The sequence below is a fragment of the Rhodanobacter sp. LX-99 genome (assembly GCF_018599185.1).
In the GTDB taxonomy this organism is placed as follows: Bacteria; Pseudomonadota; Gammaproteobacteria; order Xanthomonadales; family Rhodanobacteraceae; genus Rhodanobacter.
In genome coordinates, this window is the sequence record NZ_JAHFVL010000001.1 from 2,255,332 (window position 1) to 2,277,828 (window position 22,497).

A 22,497-nucleotide genomic window follows, 5' to 3' on the forward strand; every position below is an offset into this window, starting at 1 on the left:
ATGCAGGCGTGCCTGCGACTCAGCCGTCGACGTTGGCGCGGACCCAGTCCAGATAGGCTTCGTGGCCGTGCCGCGCCGGCACCGCGATCAGTTCGGGCAGCTCGTACGGGTGCAATTCGAGCAGGCGGGCTTTCAGCGCGTCGAAGCGGGCGGCGGTGGTCTTGATCAGCAGCAGTTCCTCGCTGTCGCGGGTCACGGCGCCCTGCCAGCGGTAGGTGGAACGAACGGCGGGCAGGCAGTTGACGCAGGCGGCCAGCCGCTCGCCGACCAGCGCCTCGGCGATGGCCTGGGCGCTGGCGGCGTCCGGGCAGCTGCAATAGCAGAGCAGGACGGTGGCGGGATCGGTCGCAGTCATGGCCAAAGCGTACCCGGCTCGCGCCGGCGGCGCCTGCCCGCGGGCGATTTCGCGGCGTGCCCTTGAAACGCAGCCTTGGTTGCCCAATTAGCTGTTGCATCCCCCGTTTTGAAGATCTCTTGCAGCGGGGTCGCATACCCGTAAAATTGGCACTCATTCACTCTGAGTGCTAACAAGATCGCGGTCCCGGGTCTTGAAAGCCTTGTCCATCAACCATCTAGTCAGCTGGAGTCGTCCATGAGCACACTGCGTCCGTTGCACGATCGCGTCATCGTCAAGCGTCTCGAAGAAGAGCGCGTTTCCGCCGGCGGCATCGTCATTCCCGACAGCGCCACCGAAAAGCCGACCCGCGGCAAGGTCGTCGCCGCCGGCACCGGCCTGATCATGAGCGACGGCAAGGTGCGCCCGATGTCGCTGAAGGCCGGCGACGTGGTGCTGTTCGGCAAGTACGCCGGCCAGGAAATCAAGATCGACGGCGAAGAGCTGGTCTTCCTCAAGGAAGACGACATCGTGGCCGTGATCGAAGGCTGATGGGTTGGGGGCTTTGGTTGGTTGAGCGCGAGATCAAAACCGCGCACCCAGTCGCCTTTGGCTCCTTCTGGTAGCACCTCGCGAAATTTTCCCATTCTTGTTCAATTTTTTTGAGGCAAAAAAATTATGGCAGCCAAAGAAGTACGTTTCGGCGAAGACGCCCGTGCCCGCATGCTCAAGGGCGTGAATACCCTGGCCAATGCGGTCAAGGTCACCCTCGGCCCGAAGGGCCGCAACGTCGTGCTCGAGAAGAGCTTCGGCGCGCCCACGATCACCAAGGACGGCGTGTCCGTCGCGAAGGAGATCGAGCTGGCCGACAAGTACGAGAACCTCGGTGCGCAGATCGTCAAGGAAGCCGCTTCCAAGACCTCCGACGTCGCGGGTGACGGCACCACCACGGCCACGGTGCTGGCGCAGGCATTCATCCAGGAAGGCCTCAAGGCTGTTGCCGCCGGCATCAACCCGATGGACCTGAAGCGCGGCATCGACAAGGCCGTCACGGCCGCCGTCGGCGAGCTGAAGAAGATGTCCAACCCCACCGCGAACGACAAGGAAATCGCGCAGGTCGGCACGATCTCGGCCAACGCCGACGCCAACATCGGCGACATCATCGCCACCGCGATGAAGAAAGTCGGCAAGGAAGGCGTGATCACGGTCGAGGAAGGTTCGGGCCTGGAGAACGAGCTGGACGTGGTCGAGGGCATGCAGTTCGATCGCGGCTACCTGTCGCCCTACTTCATCAACAACCAGCAGAGCCAGCAGGTCGAGCTGGACGACCCGTACATCCTGATCCACGACAAGAAAGTGTCGAACGTGCGCGAACTGCTGCCGGTGCTGGAAGCCGTCGCCAAGGCGGGCAAGCCGCTGCTGATCGTGGCCGAGGAAGTCGAGGGCGAAGCGCTGGCCACCCTGGTGGTCAACACCATCCGCGGCATCGTCAAGGTCGCCGCCGTCAAGGCGCCGGGCTTCGGCGACCGTCGCAAGGCGATCCTGGAAGACATCGCGATCCTCACCAACGGCCAGGTCGTTTCCGAGGAAGTCGGCCTGTCGCTGGAGAAGACCACGATCGCCGATCTGGGTCGCGCCAAGCGCGTCGTCATCACCAAGGAAAACACCACGATCATCGACGGTGCCGGTGAGGCGGAGAAGATCCAGTCGCGCATCGCGCAGGTCAAGGCACAGATCGAGGAGACCTCGTCGGACTACGACAAGGAGAAGCTGCAGGAGCGCGTGGCCAAGCTGGCCGGCGGCGTTGCGGTGATCAAGGTCGGTGCCGGCACCGAGATCGAGATGAAGGAAAAGAAGGCCCGCGTCGAAGACGCCCTGCACGCTACCCGTGCAGCCGTCGAAGAAGGCGTGGTCCCGGGCGGCGGCGTCGCGCTGATCCGCGCGCTGAAGGCGGTCGAAGGCCTGAAGGGCGACAACACCGACCAGGACCTGGGCATCGCGATCACCCGCCGTGCGCTGGAAGCGCCGCTGCGCGCGATCGTTTCCAACGCCGGCGAAGAGCCGTCCGTGATCCTCAACAAGGTCAAGGAAGGCAAGGGCAACTTCGGCTACAACGCCGCCACCGGCGAGTTCGGTGACATGGTGGCGATGGGCATCCTGGATCCGACCAAGGTGACCCGCACCGCGTTGCAGCACGCCTCGTCGGTCGCCGGTCTGGCGATCACCACGGAGGCGATCATTGCCGAACTGCCGAAGAAGGACGAAGGCCACAGCCATGGCGGCGGTGGCATGGGCGGCGGCATGGGTGGCATGGGCGGCATGGACTTCTAAGTTCCACGCCCAAGGCACGACAAAAGAAAACCCCGCTACGGCGGGGTTTTCTTTTTTGGCACCGGCCCGGCGGTATTCGCCGGGCCGGTGACGTGGTTCAGTGCCCGTGCGCGTGCGCGCTGGCGTCCGCCTTCACGCCGGCACCGACCGACTGCCCGGTGGCGGTCTGCTGCACCGCGTCGCCGACCGAGCCGGCCGAGCGGTCGGTGGACTGGATCGCCGAATGCGCGGCGTCGCGCACGTCGCCGCCCACACCCTGGCCCATGTCGCCGGCCTTGCCCGCGGTGGCGGCGGTGTCGAGACCGGCACCGGTATCGACGTTGGCGTTGGCGCCGGCATGCGAGTCGCCGGCGCCTGCCCCGATCGTGCCATTGGCATTCGCGTTGGCGTTGGCGTTGGCGTTGGCGTTGGCATCGGCGTGGTCGTTGACGGTCGAGCGGGTCTTGTCGGCGGCCTTGCGGGTCCGGTGCTTCACGTGGGAATCGGTGCGGTGCAGGGTCTGCTCCGTCTGCGCGGTGGTTTGACCAACGGTGTGCATGGCGCTCGGTGCGGCTGCGCCGACGTGGGCGCCGGCACCGACCCGGGCGGCACCGCCGAGGTTGGCCTGGGCGAAGGCGGACACGGTGAATACGCTGGCACCGATCACGAGGGCGGAAAGTATGGTCTTGCGCATGAGATTGACCTCCAAATGGGGGAATGCCGCCGCAAGGCACACTGCACGCGCCTCACGGACGCGTCGACGCTAGACGGCGCTGCCCCACTGTCGTGTGAACATCGTGCCGCGGTCTTCAGTCGCCGGACAGCTCGCTGAACGGCGAGCCCGGAGCGAGGGTTCGAATCGTGCGCATCATCGTGCGGCGGATGCCGGCAATGGCGCTGGCGGCACGTCGTTGTGGGCGATCTTGCCGGGTGCGGGCGTGAGCGCAGGCGTCGCCGGCTGTGGCAGCAGGCTGTCCAGCTTGTTGCTCATGCGCAACTGGTCGATGCTGGCCATGGCCTTGTCGAGTTGCTGCTGGTCGTCGCCCTCGGCCAGCGGCGGCGCGCCGGGTGCCTCGGTGAGCGCGGCCAGTTGCGGGCCGACCAGTTCGGTCAGCGCGAAGTACGGATCGTCGTGGATGCCGATGTGCGCCAGCAGCTTGCCGGGCAGCAGCCAGGAGGCGGTATCGGCCTTGCTGCGCTTGCCCGGGTGCTTCGGATCGACCAGCAGCCATACGCCGGCCTGGCTCAGCATGTCGCCGCCGTCGACGAAGCCGGTGATCTGGTAGCTGTTGCTCAGCGCCGGCAGGTGGTCGCCATAGAACAGCACCACGCTGGGCCGCTGGCGCTGGGCCAGCAGCTTCACCAGCCGGCCGAGCTCGGCGTCGGCGTGCTTGAGGTGGTAGAGGTAGGTCTGCAGTTCCAGCTTGTCGCGGCCGCTGATGCCGTCGGGCACCGGGATCGCGTCGCGTTCGGCGACGCGGGCAGGCTCGACGTCGTACGGGCCGTGCGCCTCGATGCTGATCGCGAAGATGAACTGCGGCGGGCCGTCGTTCTTCAGCAGCGTCATGATCTCGTCGGTCATCGCGCTGTCGGCCATGTACTTGCCGTCGTTCGGCGACGCGGGCGGGAACGACGACTGCGAGACGAAGCGGTCGAAGCCGATCGCCTTGAACGCGGTGGTTCGGTTCCAGAACGCCGGGTCGTTGCCGTGCAGCGCCAGCGTGGTGTAGCCGTGCCGGTTGAGCGTGCGCACCAGCCCCGGCAGCGCCTTGTGGCTCATCTGCAGATAGGGAAACTGCAGGTTGTCGAAGTAGCGCAGGGACAGCCCGGTAAGCACCTCGAACTCGGTGCGGATGGTGCCGCCGCCGAAGGTGGGCACGTGCAGCTTGCCGCTGGTGCCATGTGCGGCGAGCCGGCGCAGGTTCGGCGCGAAGTTGCTGTGCTCGTAGCCGCGCATGATGGTCGGGTCGAAGAACGACTCGCTCTGCACCACCACGATGTCGGGCAGTTCGCCGCCGGCCGTCGGTGTCTGCATGAATTGCAGCAGGGCCGGCGTGGACTGCTCGATCAGCCTGGTGGCCGCGGCGCGATCCGGCTTGCGGTCGCCCTTGGAGTATTCGAGGTGGAACAGCATCAGCGAACTGACCAGGCCGGAGTGGGTGGTGGTGGAGATCGCCGACCACGGTTCCAGCCACAGCGTCTTCCCGTTGTAGATTTTCGCCCAGGCGGGCAGGCCGACCAGCATGCTGGCCAGCGCCAGCGCCAGCACGCCGCCGCCGAGCAGGCGCGCGCCGCGCGTGCGGCGCGGGAACAACGGCGGCTCCAGTCGCCATGCCGCGGCGATCAGGGCCACCGCGGCGAGCAGGCCCAGGTACGGCCACGGACTGTGCGGCAGGTAGCCGGACAGCAGGTGCATGCCGCCCTTGTGCAACTGGCCGACGATACGGAAATCGTCCGGCAGCAGCGGCGTGCCGAGGTTCGCCACCTTCAGCAGGTTGACCGCGTACAACAACCCCTGCAGCAGGAACGCCAGCGCGAACGACAGCAACGCGCGCCGGCTGATCGCCAGCAGGATGCCGGCCAGCAGCAGGCCCGGCCACGCATTGGCCAGCGGGTAGCGCGCCTGGTCGAACAGGCGCAGCGGAGTCACCCCGACGCCGCCGTCCACCAGTCCGGTGAGCAGCACGAAGGCCAGCGCCAGCAACAGCAGCAGCGCGGCGCGCGGGACGATGGCGCGCCAGCGTGCGGGCGGGTTGGCGAAATTCGGGGGCATGGCAGTCCTGCGGTTGCTGTCATGGTCTGGACACGCCAATGTAATGGCATCCAGATGAACAATGGGTAGGGTGTGGCCGGCGAGTTTCGAGCTTGGCCACGGCTTGTTCAAGCTGCCGTCACGGTCCGCCCGGCCGGGTGCCGGCAACCGCCCGGCATGCGGCACAATGACCGGATGACCCATCCGGAATCCGCCGCGCTGCGAGCGCTGATCGACGACCGCTACGGCGACCTGGCTGCCCGTTGCCGCGCCGCCGGCGTGCCGCTTCACGACGACGCCGGCGTGGCCGAGCGGATCCGCCGCACCCTGCTGGCCAGCGACTTCGCGTTCGACGTGTGGTGCCGCCAGCCGCAGCTGCTGGCGCCGGCCGGACTGGAGCGATTGCGCTCCGGCAGCGACGCCAGCGCACGCATCGACGCCTTGAGACTGCCCGGGGACGAGACCGCCTGCATGGTCGCGCTGCGCCGCTTCCGCCACGCCGAGGCGTTGCGGCTGGTGTTTCGCGACGTCAACGGGCTGGACGAGCTGCCGGAAACGCTGTCCGCCACCAGCGTGCTGTACGAGGCATTGCTCGGCGTGGCGCTGGACTGGTCCGAGCGCGCGCTGGCCGTGCGCTACGGCCACAGCCGCGACCACGACGGCGCCCTGCAGCGGCTGCTGGTGATCGGCTTCGGCAAGCTCGGCGGCAGCGAGCTGAACTTCTCCTCCGACATCGACCTGGTGCTGGCGTACCCGAACGCCGGCCAGACCGACGGCGCGCGCCCGCTCGACAACAGCGAATACTTCATCCGGCTCGGCCGCCAGCTGGTGCGCCTGCTGAACGAGCCGACCATGGACGGCATCTGCGCGCGGGTCGACCTGCGCCTGCGCCCGTTCGGCAACGCCGGCCGGCTGGCGCTGTCGTTCGCCGCGATGGAGCAGTACTACCAGAGCGAGGGCCGCGACTGGGAACGCTACGCGTGGATCAAGGCGCGCCCGGTCGCCGGCGACCGGGCTGCCGGCAAGCAGCTGCAGGAGCTGCTGCGCCCGTTCGTCTACCGCAAGTACCTCGACTACACCGCGTTCGCCGGGCTGCGCGAGATGAAGGCGCTGATCGACGCGGAAGTGGCGCGCAAGGATCTCGCCGACAACCTCAAGCTCGGCCCCGGCGGCATTCGCGAGATCGAGTTCATCGTGCAGCTGACCCAGCTGATCCGCGGCGGCCGCGAACCGTCCCTGCGCGTGCGCGGCCTGCTGGGCGCGCTGACCGCGTGCGAGGCGCGCGGCCACATCAACGCGGCGCGCGCGCGCATGCTGCGCGAGGCGTATGCGCTGTTGCGCCGGGTCGAGAACCGGGTGCAGATGCTGCGCGACGCGCAGACCCACGACATCCCCGCCGACGCGCTGAGCCGCGAGCGCATCGCGCTCAGCCTCGACTATCCCGACTGGGACAGCCTGCATGCGGCGCTGGCGAAGCAGCGCGCCATCGTCAGCGAGGAATTCGCCGCCGTGCTGATGCCGCAGGGCGGTCGCGCCGCCCGCGTGCCGGCCGCCGACCGGGTGCTGTGGCAGCGCGCCTGCGACGAATCGCTGGACGCCGCCACGCTGGAAGCCTCCGGCTTCGCGCCCGGCGACGAGCTGGCCGATGCCCTGCTGAAACTGCCGCAGGCCACGGCGGTGCGCGCGATGTCGGCGCGCTCGCGCGAACGCCTCGATCACCTGATGCCGCAGCTGTTCGACGCCGCCCGCGCCACCGCCGCGCCGGTGGCCAGCCTGCTGCGGCTGTGCCGGCTGATGCAGGCGGTGGCGCGGCGCTCGTCCTACCTGGCCCTGCTGGAAGAGCAGCCGGCGGCGCGCCGACGGCTGGTGCGGCTGTTCGCCGACAGTGCGTTCCTGGCCGAGCGCGTCATCGCGCAGCCGCTGCTGCTGGACGACGTGCTCGACCCGCGCATCGATCAATTGCCGTTCAAGCGCGCCGACATCACCGCCGAGATCGCGCGCGTGCTGGGCACGCTGGAAGAACGCGAGGCCGAGGCCGAGCTCGACCGGATCAACGAGTTCAAGGCGTCCACCGCGTTCCGGCTCGGCCTGGCGTTCAACGACGGCCGCGCCGACGCGGTCGCCACCGCGCGCCGGCTGGCCGCGTTGGCCGAGTCGGTGATCGGCGCGGTGCTGGCGCTGGCCGAGCGCGAGCTGGTCGCCCAGCACGGCCGCCTGCCGGGAACCGACATGCAGCCGGGCTCGGGTTTTTCCGTGCTGGGCTACGGCAGTCTCGGCGGCGAGGAGCTCGGCTTCGCCTCCGATCTCGACCTCGTCTTCGTCTACGACAGCCGCCGCGCGCAGGCGATGAGCGACGGCGCACGGCCGATCGAGGGCTCGCGCTGGTACCAGCGCCTCGCCCAGCGGGTGATGAACTGGCTCACCGTGCTGACCCGCGGCGGCCGCCTGTACGAAGTCGACACGCGCCTGCGTCCGGACGGCTCCAAGGGCCTGCTGGTCAGCAGCCTCGACGCGTTCGTGGCGTACCAGCAGAGCCGCGCGTGGACGTGGGAACACCAGGCGCTGCTGCGCGCGCGGCCGGTGGCCGGCGACGCGGCGCTCAACGCCGAGTTGGCCGGAGTGCGCCGCGACATCCTGGCCGTGCCGCGCGAGCGCGCCACGGTGCTGGCCGAAGTCGGCAGCATGCGTGCGCGCTGGCGCGCCGAGCGCGACCGCTCCGACGAGCGCCAGCTCGACCTGAAGCAAGGCCACGGCGGCCTGCTCGACATCGAATTCGCGCTGCAGGGGCTGGTGCTGGCGCATGCGGCCGAGCAGCCGGGCCTGCTCGGCGTCACCGCGAACGCCGGCCTGATCGAAGCGTGCCGCGTCGCCGGCCTGCTCGACAGCGACCAGTCCGCGATCCTCACCGTAGCCCATGCCGACCTGCTGCAACGCGCGCTCGCCTGCACGCTCGACCTGCGCTCGCGCATCGCGCCGCGCGATGCGGAGCTGGAGCAGCTATGCGGCAGCGTGCGCGAGGTCACCGATGCGCTGGGCTTTGCGTTCGACTGAGCAGCAGCTCAGTCCAGCGCCTGTTGTGCCTGCCGTCGCTGGATCCGTGCGCGCAGTTCGGCGGCGATGTCGGCGGTCTCGCGCAGCGGGTTGGCCGAGGCCGGCGCCTGGCTGCCGAGATCCTGCAGCCGCCCGGCCGCGCGCAGCGCCTGATGGAAACGCGCGATCTTTGCCGGCAGCGGCGCGGTGACGAAGGTCTCGACTGGGCAGCCGGCGGCGCAGGCTTCGCTCAGCATATTCACCGAGTCGGGCGTGACCACCAGGCGATCGGCCCAGCCGAGCACGCCGGGATAGGGATTGCGGCCGTCGTCGGGGCCGGCCCAGACCAGGCCGGGCACGTCGTGCAGCGTCTTGCGGAAGACCTCGATCAGTGCCGCCGAGGTGCGTCGCGAACCCAGCACCAGCAGGCTGCCGCCTTCGCGGCGCTGGCGTTCGAGCAGGCGTGCGGCCAGCTGGCGCGCATAGTCCGCGTCCAGCGCGATGCCCTGGCGCGGGCCGCCGAGCAGCACGCCCACGCGCGGCTGCGGCAATTCGGCGAAGCTGGGGCAGGCGTCGCGGCCGTCGGCCAGCCACTCGTCGTCGACCGAGTTCAGCGAGCCGAGCGGGCGCATCACGTTCGGACCGTCGAGCCGGTCGTGGCGGGGCGCGATCACCGTGTCCCAGTGCGCGGGATCGATGCGCGGGTCCAGGATCTGCACGGTGTAGCACTGCTTGTCGGACAGCCGGCGCAGCATGCGGGTGAACAGCGCGGCGGCGCGTCCGCAGCCGATCGCCACGGCCGGCCACGGCGGCGCGAACAAGCGGCGCTGGCGGGCTGGCAGGGCGAGCCCGCCGCCCAGTTCCAGCCGTGGCGCCAGCCACGACCACGGTGCGCGCGGCTGCAGCACCAGGTGGCGCAGCGGCATTTGCAGGTGCTCGGCCAGCGCCAGCGCCTGGCGCTGGTTGCCGGCGGCGCTGTCGGTGACCACCCAGCACTCGCCGTGCAGCTTCAGCATGGGCGCAGGCACCGCGGCATTGTTTCTCGAATGAACACGGTATGTTCCCTTAATGGGTGGACTGTTCGCGTGCGAGCGCCTATACACTTGCAGGATGGCGTCATTGCCGACGCGTCTTTCCACGGAGGATACCGATGAGCGAGTTGCTTTCCGAGGCCAGTCTGGATCAGTTGTTCCGCAGCGCCCGCACGTTCAATGCGTGGCTGCCGAAAGAAGTGAGCGACGAGCAGTTGCACCAGCTCTACGACCTGGCCAAGTTCGGGCCGACCAGCGCGAACTGCTCCCCGATGCGGGTGGTGTTCGTGAAGTCGAAGGCGGCGAAGGCGAAGCTGGAACCGTTCCTGTCCGACGGCAACCGCGCCAAGACCATGGAAGCGCCGGTCACCGCGATCGTCGCCACCGACCACGAGTTCTACGAGCAGTTGCCGCGGCTGTTCCCGCATACCGACGCGCGCAGCTGGTTCGTCGGCAACCAGCCGCTGATCGACACCACCGCGTTCCGCAACGCCACCCTGCAGGGCGCCTACCTGCTGCTGGCGGCGCGGGCGGTCGGACTGGACTGCGGCCCGATGTCCGGCTTCGACAATGCCGGCGTGGACGCGGCGTTCTTTGCAGGCACCGCGGTCAAGTCGAATTTCCTGATCAGCATCGGTTACGGCGACGCCAGCCGCAACCTGTTCGCGCGCAGCCCCCGCCTCGCGTTTGGCGAAGCCTGCACGATCGCCTGAAGTCCACCTCCCGTCCCCACTTTTCCGCCCCACTTTTTCCAGGAGCCTTTCCATGCGTGCATTGAAGTATCTCGCTTTCGCCGGCTTGCTCGGCGCCGCCGTCTCGGCCCAGGCCGCCCCGGTCACCTACAAGCTCGACCCCGGCCACACGATGGTGTTGTTCAGCTGGAACCACTTCGGCTACTCCAATCCCACCGCCGACCTCGGCCTGGGCGAAGGCACCCTGGTGTTCGACGAGCAGCATCCGGCCAATTCCAGCGTGGAAGTGACCTTGCCGCTGGCCCGCCTCGACACGCACGTGCCGGCGCTGGACGAGCATCTGAAGAAGCCCGACTTCCTCGATGCCGACCAGTACCCGGTGGTGACCTTCAAGAGCACCGAAGTGCAGCCGCTGGGCGGCAACAAGTTCAAGGTCACCGGCAACCTCACCGTGCATGGCGTGACCAGGCCGGTGGTGCTGGACGCCACGCTGAACAAGGTCGGCCCGCATCCGATGACCAAGGCGCCGTCGATCGGCTTCGACGCCACCGCCAGCATCAAGCGTTCGGATTTCGGCGTCGGCGCCTACGTGCCGAACGTCAGCGACGAGCTCAGCATCCGCATCACCACCGAGGCTTCGGTGCCGAAGAAAATCGCGGCCAAGTAAATTTCCGTGACCCACAAAAAAACCGCGCCATCATCGGCGCGGTTTTTTTGTGGGTTGACGAATCGGATCAATTCGCCTTCACGCCTGCGTCCTTCAGCGATTCCAGCTTGCCGAGGTCGATGCTGGCGACCGCCTGCTTCAGCTGGTCGATGCTGTCCACGTTGCCGTTCGCCTTCACCGTGAAACGCTTGCCGACCACCACGCTGTATTCGCCGTACTTCGACTGCGTGTCCCATGCCTCGTGGACCAGGTTGCCGTCGGCGCTGTAGGTCTTCTCGTAGCCATGGTCGGTCTGCTTTTCTTCCTCCGGCGCCATCGCGGCGGCCAGCGACATGAAGCCCTTGGCGCCGCCGGTGTCGGAGACTTCCAGCGTGACGTGCTGGCCGTTGTCGGCGGCGTAGTTGGCGGTGGCCTGGGATATCTGCATGCCCATCGCACTGTTGCGTTCGGCCGACAGGCTGCTGCGCTTGAGGCCGCCCAGGCTGTCGGGCAGGAACGCCTTGATCTGGTCCGGCGCCAGCGCCTCGACGCTGCCGTTGCTGCCGGCCATGGCGCCCATCATCTTGCCCATCGCGGCGGACTGCGCCTGGCCGTCGCCGGGTTTCTGCGCGGCGTCCAGTTCCTTGCTGGCCTGCTCGGCGCGCTGGCCCATCGCGGCCAGCTTGCCGAGCGCGCTGTCGCTGTCGATGGTGACGCTCTCGCCGTTGCTGCCGGTGACGTGCATGCCGCCCATCGCCGCACCCGTCATCGCGGCGGTGCCGACTACGCCGACGACGATCGCGCCGACGATCCAGCTCAGCACGATCGCGATGATCACGCTGACCGCGGTGTAGCCGCCGGCTTTCTCCGGCGGACACTTCATGGTGTGCGGCAGGCCCAGGTACAGCAGGTAGATGCTGTAGATGCCGCCGGCGATCGCGATCAGCCAGCCCAGCCACGGCACGATCACCGCGATGCCGGCGACCCAGCTGGCGGTCCAGGCGTAGGCCACGGTCTTCAGCGCCTGCACCATGTCTTTCTGGCCGCCGAAGGTGGGTGCCAGCGCGTTGATGATCAGCGCCACCACGTAGACGATCACCAGTGCCAGCACGTAGTGCAGCACCATGCCCACGATGCCCATGCCGATCGGCGTGCGCACGGTGATGCCGAACGCGCTGCTGCCGATCAGGCTGCCCTTGATGAAGCCGGCGACGATCGGCAGGGCGGCGACGATCGCGATGTAACCGGCGTACAGGCTTTGCACGGTGGCCGGTTCGGCGGCGGCCGCGGGCCATTCGGTCCTGGGTGTGGTCAGGATGGCCTTGATGCGTTCAATGATCTTTCCGAAATCCATGGTCAGCTCCTAAGCCCGTTGCAGTTGGCCCGGCGCAGGGCACCGGGTCGAGGATGGTGTGCTCACTTCATGACAGCCGCCGCAGCTGTGGGACAGCTGGTCGCCGCGGCGGTGGTTTTTCCTGGAGTTCCCCTGCGCTGTCCCCCGACAGAAGGCTGCAGCCTGCTACCATTTGCGGCCTGATGTCCAGTCTGGAGTCCACTGATGTCACCCCCCCTTTCCGCGACGGCGTCATTGATGCCGGCAAATGCCGAAAATCGTTACGAAGTGACGCGCGCCGACCTGCCGCTGTCCTGCCCGATGCCCGGCATGGCGCTGTGGAATTCGCACCCGAAGGTGTACCTGCCGATCGTCGACGACGGCGGCGAATCAACCTGCGCCTACTGTGGCGCGCATTACGTCCTGCGCGACTGATCGTCCGGGTTTCCCCGAACAGCTGGCGGCACTATTTTTGCATGTCTCCAGAGAATGAAAGCCTCCAGCCCCGAGCTCATGTCCAGCATTGCCGTGCCCGTCAAGCTGCTGACCGTGGTCCAACTGATCCCCGCGCTGCATTCCGGCGGTGCGGAGCGCTCGGCGCTGGAGATCGCACGGGCGCTGGTGCAGGCCGGGCACCGCTCGGTGGTGATTTCGGCCGGCGGGCGGCTGGCCGAACAGCTGCAGGCCGAGGGCAGCGAGCACATCACGCTGGACCTGGGCCGCAAGTCGCTGGTCACGCTGACCCGGCTTGGCGCGCTGCGCCGGGCGCTGCGTGAGCTGAAGCCCGATATCGTGCATGCCCGTTCACGGCTGCCGGCCTGGATGGGCTGGTGGGCGCTGAAGGGGATGACGCCGCGGCCGCATTTCGTCACCACCGTGCACGGGCTCAACTCGCCGGGCCGCTACAGCGCGATCCTGCTGCGCGGCGAGCGCGTGGTGGCGGTCTCGCAGACCCTGCGCGACTACGTGCTGAGCCACTACCGCTGGCTGGAGCCGGGCAAGGTGCGGGTGATTCCTCGCGGCATCGATCCGGTCGCATTTCCCTATGGGCACCGGCCGGACGACGCGTGGCAGAAGGCGTTCTTCGCCGAATTCCCGGCGCTGGCCGGCGCGCCGCTGCTGACCCTGCCCGGGCGCGGCACGCGGCTGAAGGGACACCACGACGCGATCGAGCTGCTGGCCGACCTGAAGCGCCGCGGCATCGAGGCGCGTCTGCTGCTGCTGGGCGTGATCGAACCCGGCCGCGAGGCCTACGTGGCCGAATTGCGGGAGCTGATCCGCGTGCGCGGGGTGACCTCGCAGGTGGTGCTGGCGCCGCCGCGCCACGACGTGCGCGACATCTACGCGATCTCGGCGCTGGTGCTGCAGCTGTCGAACAAGCCCGAGTCGTTCGGGCGCACGGTGATCGAGGCGCTGTCGCTGTGCCGGCCGGTGCTGGGTTACGCGCACGGCGGCGTCGGCGAGCTGCTGGCCGAGCTGTATCCGGCCGGCCGCGTGCCGCCGGGCGATCGCGAGCGGCTGGTCGAGCGGGCCGCCGAGCTGCTGCGGGTGGCGCCGCCGATCTCGCCGCTGCAGAGCTACCGCCTGGTCGACATGCAGCAGGCCACGCTGGCGCTGTACGACGAAGTGACCGCCGGCTGAGATCCCGCTTGGCGGGTGTGCGCACTCGCCTACAATGCGTGATCGTCTTCGCCACGGTCCGCGCATGAATTCCTTCACCACCTCACTCAAGGCCGCGCTGCGTTCCCCGCTGCTGCCGTTCTGGCTGGTGGTCGCCCTGCTGCCGTTCGGGCGCAGTTCCGAACTGGGCACCGCGCTGTGCCTGCTCGGCGTGATCATGCTGTTCGCGCGCGAGCCGCAGGCGCTGCGCCAGCATGCCGGCGCGCGACTGCTGCTGTGGCTGCTGGCCGCCTATGTGGGCGCGGCGCTGCTCTCCGCCGTCGACGCGATCGCGCCGGGCAAGAGCTGGGGCACCGTGGCCGCGTTGCTGCGTTATGCGCCGCTGGGCCTGTACGCCTGTTTCGCGATCCGCCGCGAGCACAAGCTGCAGGCGCTGTACGTGGCCGTGGCCTGGGTGCTGGCGCTGTGGTGCGCCGACGCCTGGCTGCAGGCGTTGACCGGCTGGAGCCTGGGCGGGCACGCCGAAGCCGAGCGCGTCTCCGGCATCTTCGGTGCCGACAATCTCAAGCTGGGGCCGACCCTGGCGGTGCTGTCGCCGTTCGCATTGTGGGCGGCGCGGCGGCGCTGGGGCCTGCCGGGCCTGCTGCTGGCGTTCGCGCTGGTGCTGGGGCCGGTGCTGCTGGCCGGCTCGCGCGCGGCCTGGCTGTGCTACGCGCTGGTGGCGCTGGGCTTTGCCTGGCGCGAGGCGCGTTCGCCGCTGCGCTTCGCCGGTTTCTGCGCGGTCGCGGCGGTGCTGCTGGCGCTGGCCGGCGGCATCGCGTGGAAGACTTCCGCGCGCTTCCACGATCGCATCGAGCGCACCCTGTTCGCGTTGCACGGCACCGACCAGTCCATCGACACCGCGCTCAGCGGCCGGCTCGAGATCTGGCGCACCGGCGTCAACATGTTCATGGCGCATCCGGTCAACGGCGTCGGCGTGCGCGGCTTCCGCTATGCGTATCCGCAGTACGCCGCGGCGAACGATCACTTCGTGGTGACCACGGAAGCCTGCGGCGTGGGCGAGGGCGCGTGCCATGCGCACCAGCTGGTGCTGGAGGTGCTCGCCGAGACCGGCACGCTCGGCCTGCTGCTGTGGCTGGCCGCGGTGATACTGGCGTGGCGCGCATGGCGCCGGGTCGGTACCGCGGCGCGGGCGCGGGCGTTCCCGGCCACGCTGGCGCTGGGGGTGATGCTGTTTCCGCTGAATACCCATCTGGCGTTCTATTCGGCGTGGTGGGGGCTGCTGTTCGCCTGGCTGCTGGGCCTGTGGTGTGCGGGGTTGTACGTGGAGACGCACGATGGAACGTGAGTTGCTGTCGGTGGTGGTGACCACGTTCGACAGCGCCGGCACGCTCGACGCCTGCCTGCGCGGGGTGAGCTGGGCCGACGAGATCGTGGTGCTGGACTCGGGTTCGACCGACGCCACCACGGCGATCGCCGCGCACTACGGCGCGCGCATCCACACGCAACCGTTCGCCGGCTACAGCGCGCAGAAGCAGGCGGCGATCGACCTGGCCAGCCATCGCTGGGTACTGCTGCTGGATTCCGACGAATCGCTGGACGCGGACGCCGCCGCGCGCCTGCAGCAGGCGCTGTTGGCGCCGGCCCACGCGGGCTACCAGCTGTGGCGGCGCGAGTGGCAGTTCTGGCGCTGGCAGTCGCGGCGCGGCCGGCTCAATCACTACGTGCGCCTGTTCGACCGGCGACGCGCGCGCATGAGCGCCCACGAGGTGCACGAGGAAGTGCAGGTGGATGGCCCGGTGGGCGTGCTCGACGTGGTCATCGATCATTACGGCGAACCCGACATCGCCGGGCGCGTGGCCAAGGCGAACCGCTACTCCAGCCTGCAACTGGCCGACCTGGCCAAGCGCAGGGTCGGCTGGCTGCGGCTGCGCATGGTGGCGTATCCGGCCGTGGCGTTCCTGCGCTACTACGTGCTGCGCGGACACTGGCGCTCCGGCTGGGCCGGCTTCATCGCGGCGCGCATCCACGCGTTCTATGCGTTCCTGAAATACGCCAAGCTGTACGAGCGGCGGCGGCCGCGGGATTGAACGGGCTCCAGGCTCAGTTGCCGGCCAGTATCTGCAGGAACTGGGCGGCGATCACCTGCATGCTGAAATGCTGCTGCACGTAGTCGTGTGCGGCTGTGCCCATGGACGCCAGCAGGGCCGGATCGCACAGCTTCAGGATCGCGTCGCGCCACGCCACCACGTCGCCCGGCGGCAGCAGCAGGCCGCTCACGCCCGCCTCGAGTGTCTCGGGAATTCCGCCGATGTCGCTGCCCAGCACGGGGACGCCGGCGGCCTGCGCCTCGACCGAGACCCGGCCGAACGTTTCCGTGGCGATCGACGGAAAGGCGAGCATGGAGAGTGCGCTGTAATAGGGTTGGACGTCGGGGATCCAGCCCAGGAAGTGGTGCCGGCTCGCGGTCGGATCCGACGCGGCGCGCTCGCGCAGCGTCGGTGCGTCCGGGCCGTCGCCGAGCCACAGGCAGTGCAGCCGCGGCTGTTCCGTCATGGCCGCGCTGGCGGCTTCGAACAGCGGGAAGATGCCTTTGCCGTTGTGCATGCGGCCGCTGTAGCCGAGCACGATCGCTTCTTCGTCCAGGCCAAGCGAGCGCCGGATCTCGCTGCGCCAGCACGGATCGGGCCGACACAGTTCCATGTTGACGGGATTGTAGAGCACCCGCACCAGAGGGCCCGGGACGCCTCGATCCAGATAGGCCTGGCGGGCATGCTTCGAGACGGCGAGGAAGCGTTGCGCGAGGCGCGGGATCAGGTAGGCGGAAAGGCGCTTCATCGGCGGCGTGCGATGCCGGAACAGCGCGACCGGAATGCGCAGCAGCCGTCCGATCAGGATCAGCGGCCAGTATTCCTTGCCGAAATTTCCCACCAGCCAATCCGGCTTCAGCTGCCGCGCTGCCTTGATGACGGCGACATAGCCGCGCAGGTCAAACACGTTGCAGAATTTCGCCCTGTACCGGCGCACACCGGAACGGGCCAGCCCTTGCCAGATCGGGCCATCAGGATGGACTGCCGCACCGACCTGATGCCCGGCTGCGGCCATGGCTTGCGCCAATGCGATGAAGTGGCTGGCAGCCCCGGTGTTTTCGGGGTTGGTGCCGACAAAGAGCAGCTTCATGCGCGGCGATCCTCGTAGCGCGACAGCACCCGCATGGCGAATTGCGGCAGCAGGTGGTGGCGCGCCACCTGCACCCGCGGCAGTTGCCACAGGTCCATGCCGGCGAAGGCCCGGCCACGCCGGGTCGTGGTCGCGGCGGCGAAGCCGGCTTCGCGCACCACGCCGGCCACGCGCTCGTCGGCGTCGCCATACGGGTAACAGAACTGCGTGACCGATACGCCGAGGCGATCCTCCAGCGTCGCCTTGCTGCCGTGGATCTCGTCGTGCAGTTGCGCGTCATCGCATTGCGTCAGGCGTGGGTGGCTGCGGCTGTGCGCGCCGATTTCCATGCCGCCACGGTGCCAATCGCGCAGCTGCTCCGCCGACATCAGCGGCTTGCGCACGCCCAGCCGTTCGGCGTCCCACTGGTTGTATCGCCCGATGCTGCCGCTGACCACGTAGCAGGTGGCGCTGAAGCCGTGCCGCTGCAGGATGGGCAGGGCCGAGTCCAGGTTGTCCACGTAGCCGTCGTCCAGCGTGATGACGGCGATGCGGCCGCTGCGTTCGCCGCGCAGGTACGGCATCGCGGCCGACATGGACAACCCGGTGTAGCCGAGTCGGCGCAGCAGCCACATCTGCCGCGCGAATGCCGCCGGGCTCACGAACAAGCTGCGGTACACGTGCAGGTCGCGCGGTGCGCGCGCGATGTTGTGGTACATGAGGATGGGCAGGGCGGGTGTTCCCCGCGAAGCGGCGTCGCTCACTTTTCCAACTCCTATGCGGGTGCGGTGCAAGGGAGTGGCGAACCATCGCGTCTTCTCCAGCCCGGCCGTGCCGCAAGCCGAAAAGGCCCGGCGGTCTGCGGGGGCGAGGTGGTTGCGCAAAATCGCCACTCGGCGGCGAGGCGGGTCGTCGGCGGCCCGGGTCTCGAAAGCGGCGCAATTTTCGGCGGGCCAGGCTTTCACCCGGCTGTCGGAGGGGTCAGTAGATCGCGGGTGTGCCGGGCGGGCGGGTCTTGAAGCGCTTGTGCACCCACAGGTATTGCTCAGGCGCCTCGCGCACCATCTGCTCGATGCAGGCGTTGACGCGGGCGGTGTCGGTTTCCACGTCAGTACCGGGGAAGCCATCCAGCGGCGCGCCGAGGCGCAGCGCGTAACCCTGCCCGCCGGGCAGGCGGCGATGGAAGAACGGGATCACCAGCGCGCCGGACATCCGCGCCAGGTGATGGGTGGCGGTGATGGTGGCCGCCGGCACGCCGAAGAACGGCACGAACACGGTGTCCTTGCTGCGCATGTCCTGGTCCGGCGCGTACCACAGCGTGCCGCCGCCGCGCAGGTACTTCACGGTGCCGCGGATATCGTCCTTCTCGAACATCGCGTCGGCGTAGTCCAGCCGCGCGCGCAGCACCACCCACTCGAACACGGCCGAGTCCATCCGGCGGTACATGCCGGCGATGCGGATGCGCTGCGAGACCAGCCGCGCGCACAGTTCCAGGTGCGAGAAGTGCCCGCCGACCAGCAGCACGCCCTTGCCCTGCGCGCGCGCCGCTTCGAGGTGTTCCAGCCCCTCGATGCGGGTCGGGATGCTGGCCATGCGCCGGTCGCTGCCCATCCAGCCCAGCGCGAACTCCACCAGCATCAGGCCGATGTCGCGCAGGTTCGCGTCGACCAGCGCGGCGCGCGCAATGGCATCGAGTTCGGGAAAGCACAGCGCGATGTTCGCCGCGGCGATGCGCCGTCGCGCGGAGGGAACCCGCGGCACCAGCGCGCCGAGCCGGCGGCCAAGCCACATCAGCGCGCGCTGCGGCAGCCGCGCGATCAGCCAGATCGCGCCCACGCCCAGCCACGCCGGCCAGTGGCGCGGCGCGAGCAGCGAACGGGTGAAGGTGGGGCGGGGCATGCCGGGCATCGTGCGCATTGTAGTGGAGGCGGGGAAGCGGGAACGGCGGGCGGCAGCGTGTCGCATGCTTCAGTCCCGTGTGCCGTTCCCGCCCACCCGCTCTCGTATACTGCCGCGTTGGACTGACGGGCATTGACGTTGCGCTATCTCTACACCCTCGCGATGTTCCTGGTGACGCCGCTGCTGGTATTGCGGCTGCTGGCGCGCGGGGTGCGTTCGCGGCCCTACCACCGGCGCTGGCCGGAACGGTTCGGCTTCTTCGATCCGCCCGGCTTCAGCGGCAGCCTGTGGGTGCACGCGGTGTCGGTGGGCGAGGTGAATGCGGCCGAGCCGCTGATCAAGGCGTTGCGGCGGGATTACCCGAACGCGCCGCTGGTGGTCACCACGGTCACGCCGACCGGCACGGCGCGCGTGCAGCAGCTGTTCGGCGACAGCGTGTTCCACGTCTACCTGCCGTATGACCTGCCGTACGCGGTGGGCCGCTTCCTGAAGAAGGTCCGGCCGCGGCTGGCGCTGATCGTGGAAACCGAGATCTGGCCGAATCTGTACTTCGCCTGCCGCCGGCGCGGCATCCCGCTAATGATCGTCAACGCGCGATTGTCGGAACGCTCGCTGCGCGGCTACAAGCCGCTGCGCGGGTTGCTCCGTTCGGCGCTGCGCTGCGTGCGCCTGATCGCCGCGCAGTCGCGCACCGACGCCGCGCGCTATCGCCTGCTCGGCGCCGATCCGGAGCAGGTGCTGGTGACCGGCAACATGAAGTTCGACATGCCGATACCGGACGGCGCGGTGGCCGAAGGCGCATCGATGCGCGGGCACTGGGGTCCGCGGCGACCGGTGTGGATGGCGGCCAGCACTCACGAGGGCGAGGAGCTGGCGGTACTGGAAGCGCACCTGCAGGTATTGAAGCGATTGCCCGATGCGCTGCTGCTGCTTGCGCCGCGCCATCCGGAACGCTTCCGGGCAGTCGAGCATGCGGTGCGCAGCCTCGGCTTCACGACCGCCACGCGCAGTCTCGAGGGCGTGCCGTCCGCATCGCACCAGGTCTTCGTGATCGACGCCATGGGGCAGTTGATGCCGTTCTTCGCGGCCTCGGACCTCGCCTTCGTCGGCGGCAGCCTGGTGCCGATCGGCGGCCACAACGTGCTGGAGCCGGCGGCCCTGTCGGTGCCGGTGCTGGTGGGTCCGCGGACCTTCAACTTCGAGGAGATCACCCGCAGCCTGATCGAAGAAGGCGGCGCCGAGCGCGTGGCGGATGCCGAGCGGCTGGGGCCGGCCGTGCTGCAGTTGCTGCTCGATGCGGCGAAGCGCGCACGGATGGGGCAGGCTGCGCAGTGCGTGTTCGATCGCGAGCGCGGCGCGGTGCAGCGGGTCATGCGGCTGATCGACACCTTGCTGCAGGAATGACGGTGCAAAAACAGGACGGCCGGGCGTGGCCCGGCCGTCTCCGCGTGCAACGTGAGGCGGTTTACTGCAGCAGCGCGTTGATAGCCTCGATGTCCTTCAGCTCGGCCGTGCCCGCGGTCTGCTTGAGCAGCAGCTTGTTCAGGATGAACTGGTGGCGGGCCTGCGAGTAGCTGCTTTCCGAGGAGGTCAGGGTCTGGATCGCCAGCAGCACGTTGGTCATCGTCTGGGTGCCGACATCGAAGCCGGCACGGGTCGCCTCGAGCGCCTTGCGGCCGGAGTCCACCGAAGCCTTGGCCGATTCCACCTGGGCGATGCCGGCGATCACCGAGCGGTAGTAGTTGAGCGTGTCGCGTACCACCTGGCGCCGCTGCGCTTCCAGCGCGTCGGTGGCGGCATCGCGCTGGTAGATCGACTGGCGCACGCGCGACTGGGTCGCGCCGCCGGAGAAGATCGGCACGTTCAAGGTCAACCCGATCGTGGTCGAGGCGGGGTCGCGGTAGCGGCCGGAGGCGTCGCTTTCCGACCAGCCGGCGCCCTTGCCGTAGGAGACGCCGGCGGTGATCGTCGGCAGGTGGGCGGCGCGCGCGGCGCTGATGTTGTGCTGGGCCGTCTCCACGTTGTATTTCTGCGTGAGCAGGTTGGGATTGGTTTCCAGCGCCTGCTTGACCCAGCTTTCCTGGTCGGCCGGCGCCGGCGGCTGCATCGGCAGGTCGTCGCGCAGCTTCTTCAGGTCGCCGGTCGGCTTGCCGGTGATCTGGGTGAGCGCCTCGCGCGCATCGTTCAGCGCATTCTGCGCAGCGATGGTCTGCGACTTGGCCGCCTCGTAATAGGCCTTGGCCTGGTACACGTCGGTGATCGCCGAGAGGCCGACCTTGAAGCGCTGGTCGGACTGCTCGTACTGCTGGCGGAAGGCGTCCTCGTTGGCCTTGGCGTAGGTCAGCTCGTCTTCGCTGGTCAGCACGCCGAAGTAGGCCGCGGCCACGCGCCCGTAAAGCTCCTGCGCCGCCGCCTGGTACAGCTCGTCCTGCGCGTCCGACGCCGAGTGGGCGGCCTTGAGGTTGGCGTACTTGCTGAAGTCGAGCACGGTCTGGCTGAGCGTACCCTTGATCGTGCGCGCGCGGCTGTGGCCGATCTGGTTGCCGCCGTTGGTCTGGCTCAGGCTCATGCTTGCGTCGATCTGCGGCAGCAGCGACGCGCGTGCCTGGTCCACCCCTTCGCCGATGGCCAGGCGGGTGGCGTCGGCCTGCGACAGCACCGGATCATTGGCGCGCGCTTCGCGATAGGCATCGAGCAGATCCTCGCCATGGCTGGGCAGCGAGATGGCGGCCAGGGCCAGTGCAAGAGTGAGCAGCTTCAAACGCATGGGGTGCCTCGTGGGGATCGATTCGGGGGCGAAATCAGAACACGAACCGTTGCGGCGGTTCGGCATGGGTCAGGTAGGGCAGATCGGTTTCGAACAGGGTTTCCTCGCGATAGCGGCCGGCGCCTTCATGGGTGAGCAAGGTGGCCTGCTGCACCGGCGACTGGCCGCGGACGACCAGCGCGCGCGCGCCGGGCTTGAGCCAGGTCAGCCAGCGCGGCGGGATCGCGTGCACCGCACCGGTCACCACCAGTGCGTCGAACAGGCCATCGGGCTGCCATGCATTGACCGCCTCGCCGGTGGCCAGGGTGGCATTGGCGATGCCGGCGGCCTGCAGGCGTTGCGCGGCGGCGGCAATGAAATCGGCATGGATGTCGACGCTGGTCACCTGGGCGGACAAGGTGGCCAGGCAGGCGGTGAGAAAGCCCGAACCGGTGCCTATTTCCAGCACGTGGTCGGTGGGCAGCAGTTCCAGCGCCTGCAGCACGCGGCCTTCCACCACCGGCTTCATCATCACTTCGCCGTGACCCAGCGGCAGGCACAGGTCGGCGAACGCCAGCTGGCGGTGTTCGGCGGCGACGAAGTCTTCGCGGCGCACGCGGCTGATCACGTCCAGCACGCGGCCGTCCAGTACTTCCCACGGGCGCACCTGGTTTTCCACCATGTTCAGTCGCGCCTGCTCGATATTCATCGCCATCTGCTTGTGTCCCGTGCGGATCGAAAAAGGTCAAAAAGGATAAGCGCTGGCGCCTGCCCCTACAATGACGTGCCCCGACAGTGACAAGCCTGCCGGTTGCATGGCAGGCCACGAAGTGCCGGAAGTCATCGCGAGGGGTTGACGGGCGTCACCCGTTGCCGCGCGCAGGCGGAAAGGCGCCGAAACCATGGTTCCGGCGCCATCTTGGAAAATAATTGAACCGCCGCGTA

Annotated in this window: 20 protein-coding genes; 10 read left to right on the forward strand and 10 right to left on the reverse strand. The window is 68.7% G+C overall.

Annotated features, from left to right (window positions below):
* Positions 1 to 19 precede the first annotated feature (19 nt).
* Positions 20 to 355 carry a divalent-cation tolerance protein CutA gene (gene cutA / locus KK131_RS10375; protein WP_214556559.1) on the reverse strand — a complete coding sequence of 112 codons (336 nt, stop codon included), beginning with the start codon at positions 353 to 355 and terminating at the stop codon, positions 20 to 22.
* 237 nt (positions 356 to 592) lie between these two features.
* Between cutA and KK131_RS10380 the strand changes: the two genes are divergently transcribed.
* The gene (locus KK131_RS10380; protein WP_007514157.1) at positions 593 to 886 is read left to right on the forward strand and encodes a co-chaperone GroES; all 294 of its coding nucleotides are present in this window, start codon (positions 593 to 595) and stop codon (positions 884 to 886) included.
* A gap of 126 nt (positions 887 to 1,012) precedes the next feature.
* Positions 1,013 to 2,665 (forward strand): chaperonin GroEL, encoded by a 1,653-nt coding sequence (gene groL / locus KK131_RS10385; RefSeq protein ID WP_214556560.1) that lies wholly within the window; start codon positions 1,013 to 1,015, stop codon positions 2,663 to 2,665.
* Positions 2,666 to 2,762: 97 nt separating this feature from the next.
* Here the strand turns inward: groL and KK131_RS10390 are convergent, their stop codons facing one another.
* A complete protein-coding gene (locus KK131_RS10390) occupies positions 2,763 to 3,338 on the reverse strand; it encodes a hypothetical protein (protein WP_250887389.1) in 576 nt (191 codons plus the stop codon).
* A gap of 174 nt (positions 3,339 to 3,512) precedes the next feature.
* On the reverse strand, positions 3,513 to 5,417 hold the full coding sequence (locus tag KK131_RS10395) for an LTA synthase family protein (RefSeq protein WP_214556561.1): 1,905 nt from the start codon (positions 5,415 to 5,417) through the stop codon (positions 3,513 to 3,515).
* 174 nt (positions 5,418 to 5,591) lie between these two features.
* On the opposite strand from KK131_RS10395, the gene glnE reads away from it, so the two are divergent.
* On the forward strand, positions 5,592 to 8,447 hold the full coding sequence (gene glnE, locus KK131_RS10400; protein WP_250887388.1) for a bifunctional [glutamate--ammonia ligase]-adenylyl-L-tyrosine phosphorylase/[glutamate--ammonia-ligase] adenylyltransferase: 2,856 nt from the start codon (positions 5,592 to 5,594) through the stop codon (positions 8,445 to 8,447).
* An 8-nt stretch (positions 8,448 to 8,455) separates the two neighbouring features.
* Here the strand turns inward: glnE and KK131_RS10405 are convergent, their stop codons facing one another.
* Positions 8,456 to 9,442: a mitochondrial fission ELM1 family protein gene (locus KK131_RS10405; RefSeq protein ID WP_214556563.1), complete on the reverse strand. Its 987-nt coding sequence runs from the start codon at positions 9,440 to 9,442 to the stop codon at positions 8,456 to 8,458.
* A 134-nt stretch (positions 9,443 to 9,576) separates the two neighbouring features.
* Here KK131_RS10405 and KK131_RS10410 point away from each other — a divergent pair, with 134 nt between their 5' ends.
* Positions 9,577 to 10,170, forward strand: coding sequence for a malonic semialdehyde reductase (locus KK131_RS10410; RefSeq protein ID WP_214556564.1), 594 nt, complete (start codon positions 9,577 to 9,579; stop codon positions 10,168 to 10,170).
* A 52-nt stretch (positions 10,171 to 10,222) separates the two neighbouring features.
* Positions 10,223 to 10,816 (forward strand): YceI family protein, encoded by a 594-nt coding sequence (locus KK131_RS10415; RefSeq protein ID WP_214556565.1) that lies wholly within the window; start codon positions 10,223 to 10,225, stop codon positions 10,814 to 10,816.
* A 67-nt stretch (positions 10,817 to 10,883) separates the two neighbouring features.
* On the opposite strand, the gene KK131_RS10420 is transcribed toward KK131_RS10415, so the two are convergent.
* Complete coding sequence (locus KK131_RS10420) at positions 10,884 to 12,149, reverse strand: Yip1 family protein (protein WP_214556566.1); 1,266 nt, start codon at positions 12,147 to 12,149, stop codon at positions 10,884 to 10,886.
* Positions 12,150 to 12,353: 204 nt separating this feature from the next.
* On the opposite strand from KK131_RS10420, the gene KK131_RS10425 reads away from it, so the two are divergent.
* From KK131_RS10425 to KK131_RS10440, 4 genes are all read left to right on the forward strand, one after another.
* Positions 12,354 to 12,563, forward strand: a complete 210-nt coding sequence (locus KK131_RS10425) for a zinc-finger domain-containing protein (RefSeq protein ID WP_214556567.1) — start codon at positions 12,354 to 12,356, stop codon at positions 12,561 to 12,563.
* 78 nt (positions 12,564 to 12,641) lie between these two features.
* A complete protein-coding gene (locus tag KK131_RS10430) occupies positions 12,642 to 13,769 on the forward strand; it encodes a glycosyltransferase (RefSeq protein WP_214556568.1) in 1,128 nt (375 codons plus the stop codon).
* A gap of 64 nt (positions 13,770 to 13,833) precedes the next feature.
* Positions 13,834 to 15,096 carry an O-antigen ligase family protein gene (locus KK131_RS10435; RefSeq protein ID WP_214556569.1) on the forward strand — a complete coding sequence of 421 codons (1,263 nt, stop codon included), beginning with the start codon at positions 13,834 to 13,836 and terminating at the stop codon, positions 15,094 to 15,096.
* Positions 15,086 to 15,838, forward strand: a complete 753-nt coding sequence (locus KK131_RS10440) for a glycosyltransferase family 2 protein (protein ID WP_214556570.1) — start codon at positions 15,086 to 15,088, stop codon at positions 15,836 to 15,838. The genes KK131_RS10435 and KK131_RS10440 overlap by 11 nt, the downstream gene beginning before the upstream one ends.
* Before the next feature lie 13 nt (positions 15,839 to 15,851).
* Here KK131_RS10440 and KK131_RS10445 read toward each other — a convergent pair whose 3' ends face one another.
* The 3 genes from KK131_RS10445 to lpxL all read right to left on the reverse strand — a co-directional run bounded on the left by KK131_RS10445 (position 15,852) and on the right by lpxL (position 18,806).
* A complete protein-coding gene (locus tag KK131_RS10445; RefSeq protein WP_214556571.1) occupies positions 15,852 to 16,928 on the reverse strand; it encodes a glycosyltransferase family 4 protein in 1,077 nt (358 codons plus the stop codon).
* Positions 16,925 to 17,626, reverse strand: a complete 702-nt coding sequence (locus KK131_RS10450) for a polysaccharide deacetylase family protein (RefSeq protein ID WP_214556714.1) — start codon at positions 17,624 to 17,626, stop codon at positions 16,925 to 16,927. Before KK131_RS10450 ends, KK131_RS10445 begins: the two co-directional genes overlap by 4 nt.
* 262 nt (positions 17,627 to 17,888) lie before the next feature.
* Positions 17,889 to 18,806, reverse strand: coding sequence for an LpxL/LpxP family Kdo(2)-lipid IV(A) lauroyl/palmitoleoyl acyltransferase (gene lpxL, locus KK131_RS10455; RefSeq protein ID WP_250887387.1), 918 nt, complete (start codon positions 18,804 to 18,806; stop codon positions 17,889 to 17,891).
* A 138-nt stretch (positions 18,807 to 18,944) separates the two neighbouring features.
* Here lpxL and waaA point away from each other — a divergent pair, with 138 nt between their 5' ends.
* Positions 18,945 to 20,210, forward strand: coding sequence for a lipid IV(A) 3-deoxy-D-manno-octulosonic acid transferase (gene waaA, locus KK131_RS10460; RefSeq protein WP_214556572.1), 1,266 nt, complete (start codon positions 18,945 to 18,947; stop codon positions 20,208 to 20,210).
* A gap of 61 nt (positions 20,211 to 20,271) precedes the next feature.
* Here waaA and KK131_RS10465 read toward each other — a convergent pair whose 3' ends face one another.
* Together KK131_RS10465 and KK131_RS10470 are read right to left on the reverse strand one after the other, a co-directional pair.
* Positions 20,272 to 21,573: a TolC family outer membrane protein gene (locus KK131_RS10465; protein ID WP_214556573.1), complete on the reverse strand. Its 1,302-nt coding sequence runs from the start codon at positions 21,571 to 21,573 to the stop codon at positions 20,272 to 20,274.
* A 34-nt stretch (positions 21,574 to 21,607) separates the two neighbouring features.
* Positions 21,608 to 22,267, reverse strand: coding sequence for a protein-L-isoaspartate O-methyltransferase (locus tag KK131_RS10470; RefSeq protein ID WP_214556574.1), 660 nt, complete (start codon positions 22,265 to 22,267; stop codon positions 21,608 to 21,610).
* Positions 22,268 to 22,497: the final 230 nt, after the last annotated feature.

Bases quoted from the DNA above. Each gene is read 5' to 3' on its own strand.
- KK131_RS10420 (WP_214556566.1), bottom strand. From the start codon at position 12,149: ATGGATTTCGGAAAGATCATTGAACGCATCAAGGCCATCCTGACCACA.
- glnE (WP_250887388.1), top strand. From the start codon at position 5,592: ATGACCCATCCGGAATCCGCCGCGCTGCGAGCGCTGATCGACGACCGC.
- KK131_RS10435 (WP_214556569.1), top strand. From the start codon at position 13,834: ATGAATTCCTTCACCACCTCACTCAAGGCCGCGCTGCGTTCCCCGCTG.
- KK131_RS10390 (WP_250887389.1), bottom strand. From the start codon at position 3,338: ATGCGCAAGACCATACTTTCCGCCCTCGTGATCGGTGCCAGCGTATTC.
- KK131_RS10405 (WP_214556563.1), bottom strand. From the start codon at position 9,442: ATGCTGAAGCTGCACGGCGAGTGCTGGGTGGTCACCGACAGCGCCGCC.
- KK131_RS10380 (WP_007514157.1), top strand. From the start codon at position 593: ATGAGCACACTGCGTCCGTTGCACGATCGCGTCATCGTCAAGCGTCTC.
- KK131_RS10445 (WP_214556571.1), bottom strand. From the start codon at position 16,928: ATGAAGCTGCTCTTTGTCGGCACCAACCCCGAAAACACCGGGGCTGCC.
- KK131_RS10450 (WP_214556714.1), bottom strand. From the start codon at position 17,626: ATGTACCACAACATCGCGCGCGCACCGCGCGACCTGCACGTGTACCGC.
- KK131_RS10465 (WP_214556573.1), bottom strand. From the start codon at position 21,573: ATGCGTTTGAAGCTGCTCACTCTTGCACTGGCCCTGGCCGCCATCTCG.
- KK131_RS10430 (WP_214556568.1), top strand. From the start codon at position 12,642: ATGTCCAGCATTGCCGTGCCCGTCAAGCTGCTGACCGTGGTCCAACTG.
- cutA (WP_214556559.1), bottom strand. From the start codon at position 355: ATGACTGCGACCGATCCCGCCACCGTCCTGCTCTGCTATTGCAGCTGC.
- KK131_RS10470 (WP_214556574.1), bottom strand. From the start codon at position 22,267: ATGGCGATGAATATCGAGCAGGCGCGACTGAACATGGTGGAAAACCAG.
- KK131_RS10415 (WP_214556565.1), top strand. From the start codon at position 10,223: ATGCGTGCATTGAAGTATCTCGCTTTCGCCGGCTTGCTCGGCGCCGCC.
- KK131_RS10440 (WP_214556570.1), top strand. From the start codon at position 15,086: ATGGAACGTGAGTTGCTGTCGGTGGTGGTGACCACGTTCGACAGCGCC.
- KK131_RS10395 (WP_214556561.1), bottom strand. From the start codon at position 5,417: ATGCCCCCGAATTTCGCCAACCCGCCCGCACGCTGGCGCGCCATCGTC.
- KK131_RS10410 (WP_214556564.1), top strand. From the start codon at position 9,577: ATGAGCGAGTTGCTTTCCGAGGCCAGTCTGGATCAGTTGTTCCGCAGC.
- lpxL (WP_250887387.1), bottom strand. From the start codon at position 18,806: ATGCCCCGCCCCACCTTCACCCGTTCGCTGCTCGCGCCGCGCCACTGG.
- groL (WP_214556560.1), top strand. From the start codon at position 1,013: ATGGCAGCCAAAGAAGTACGTTTCGGCGAAGACGCCCGTGCCCGCATG.
- KK131_RS10425 (WP_214556567.1), top strand. From the start codon at position 12,354: ATGTCACCCCCCCTTTCCGCGACGGCGTCATTGATGCCGGCAAATGCC.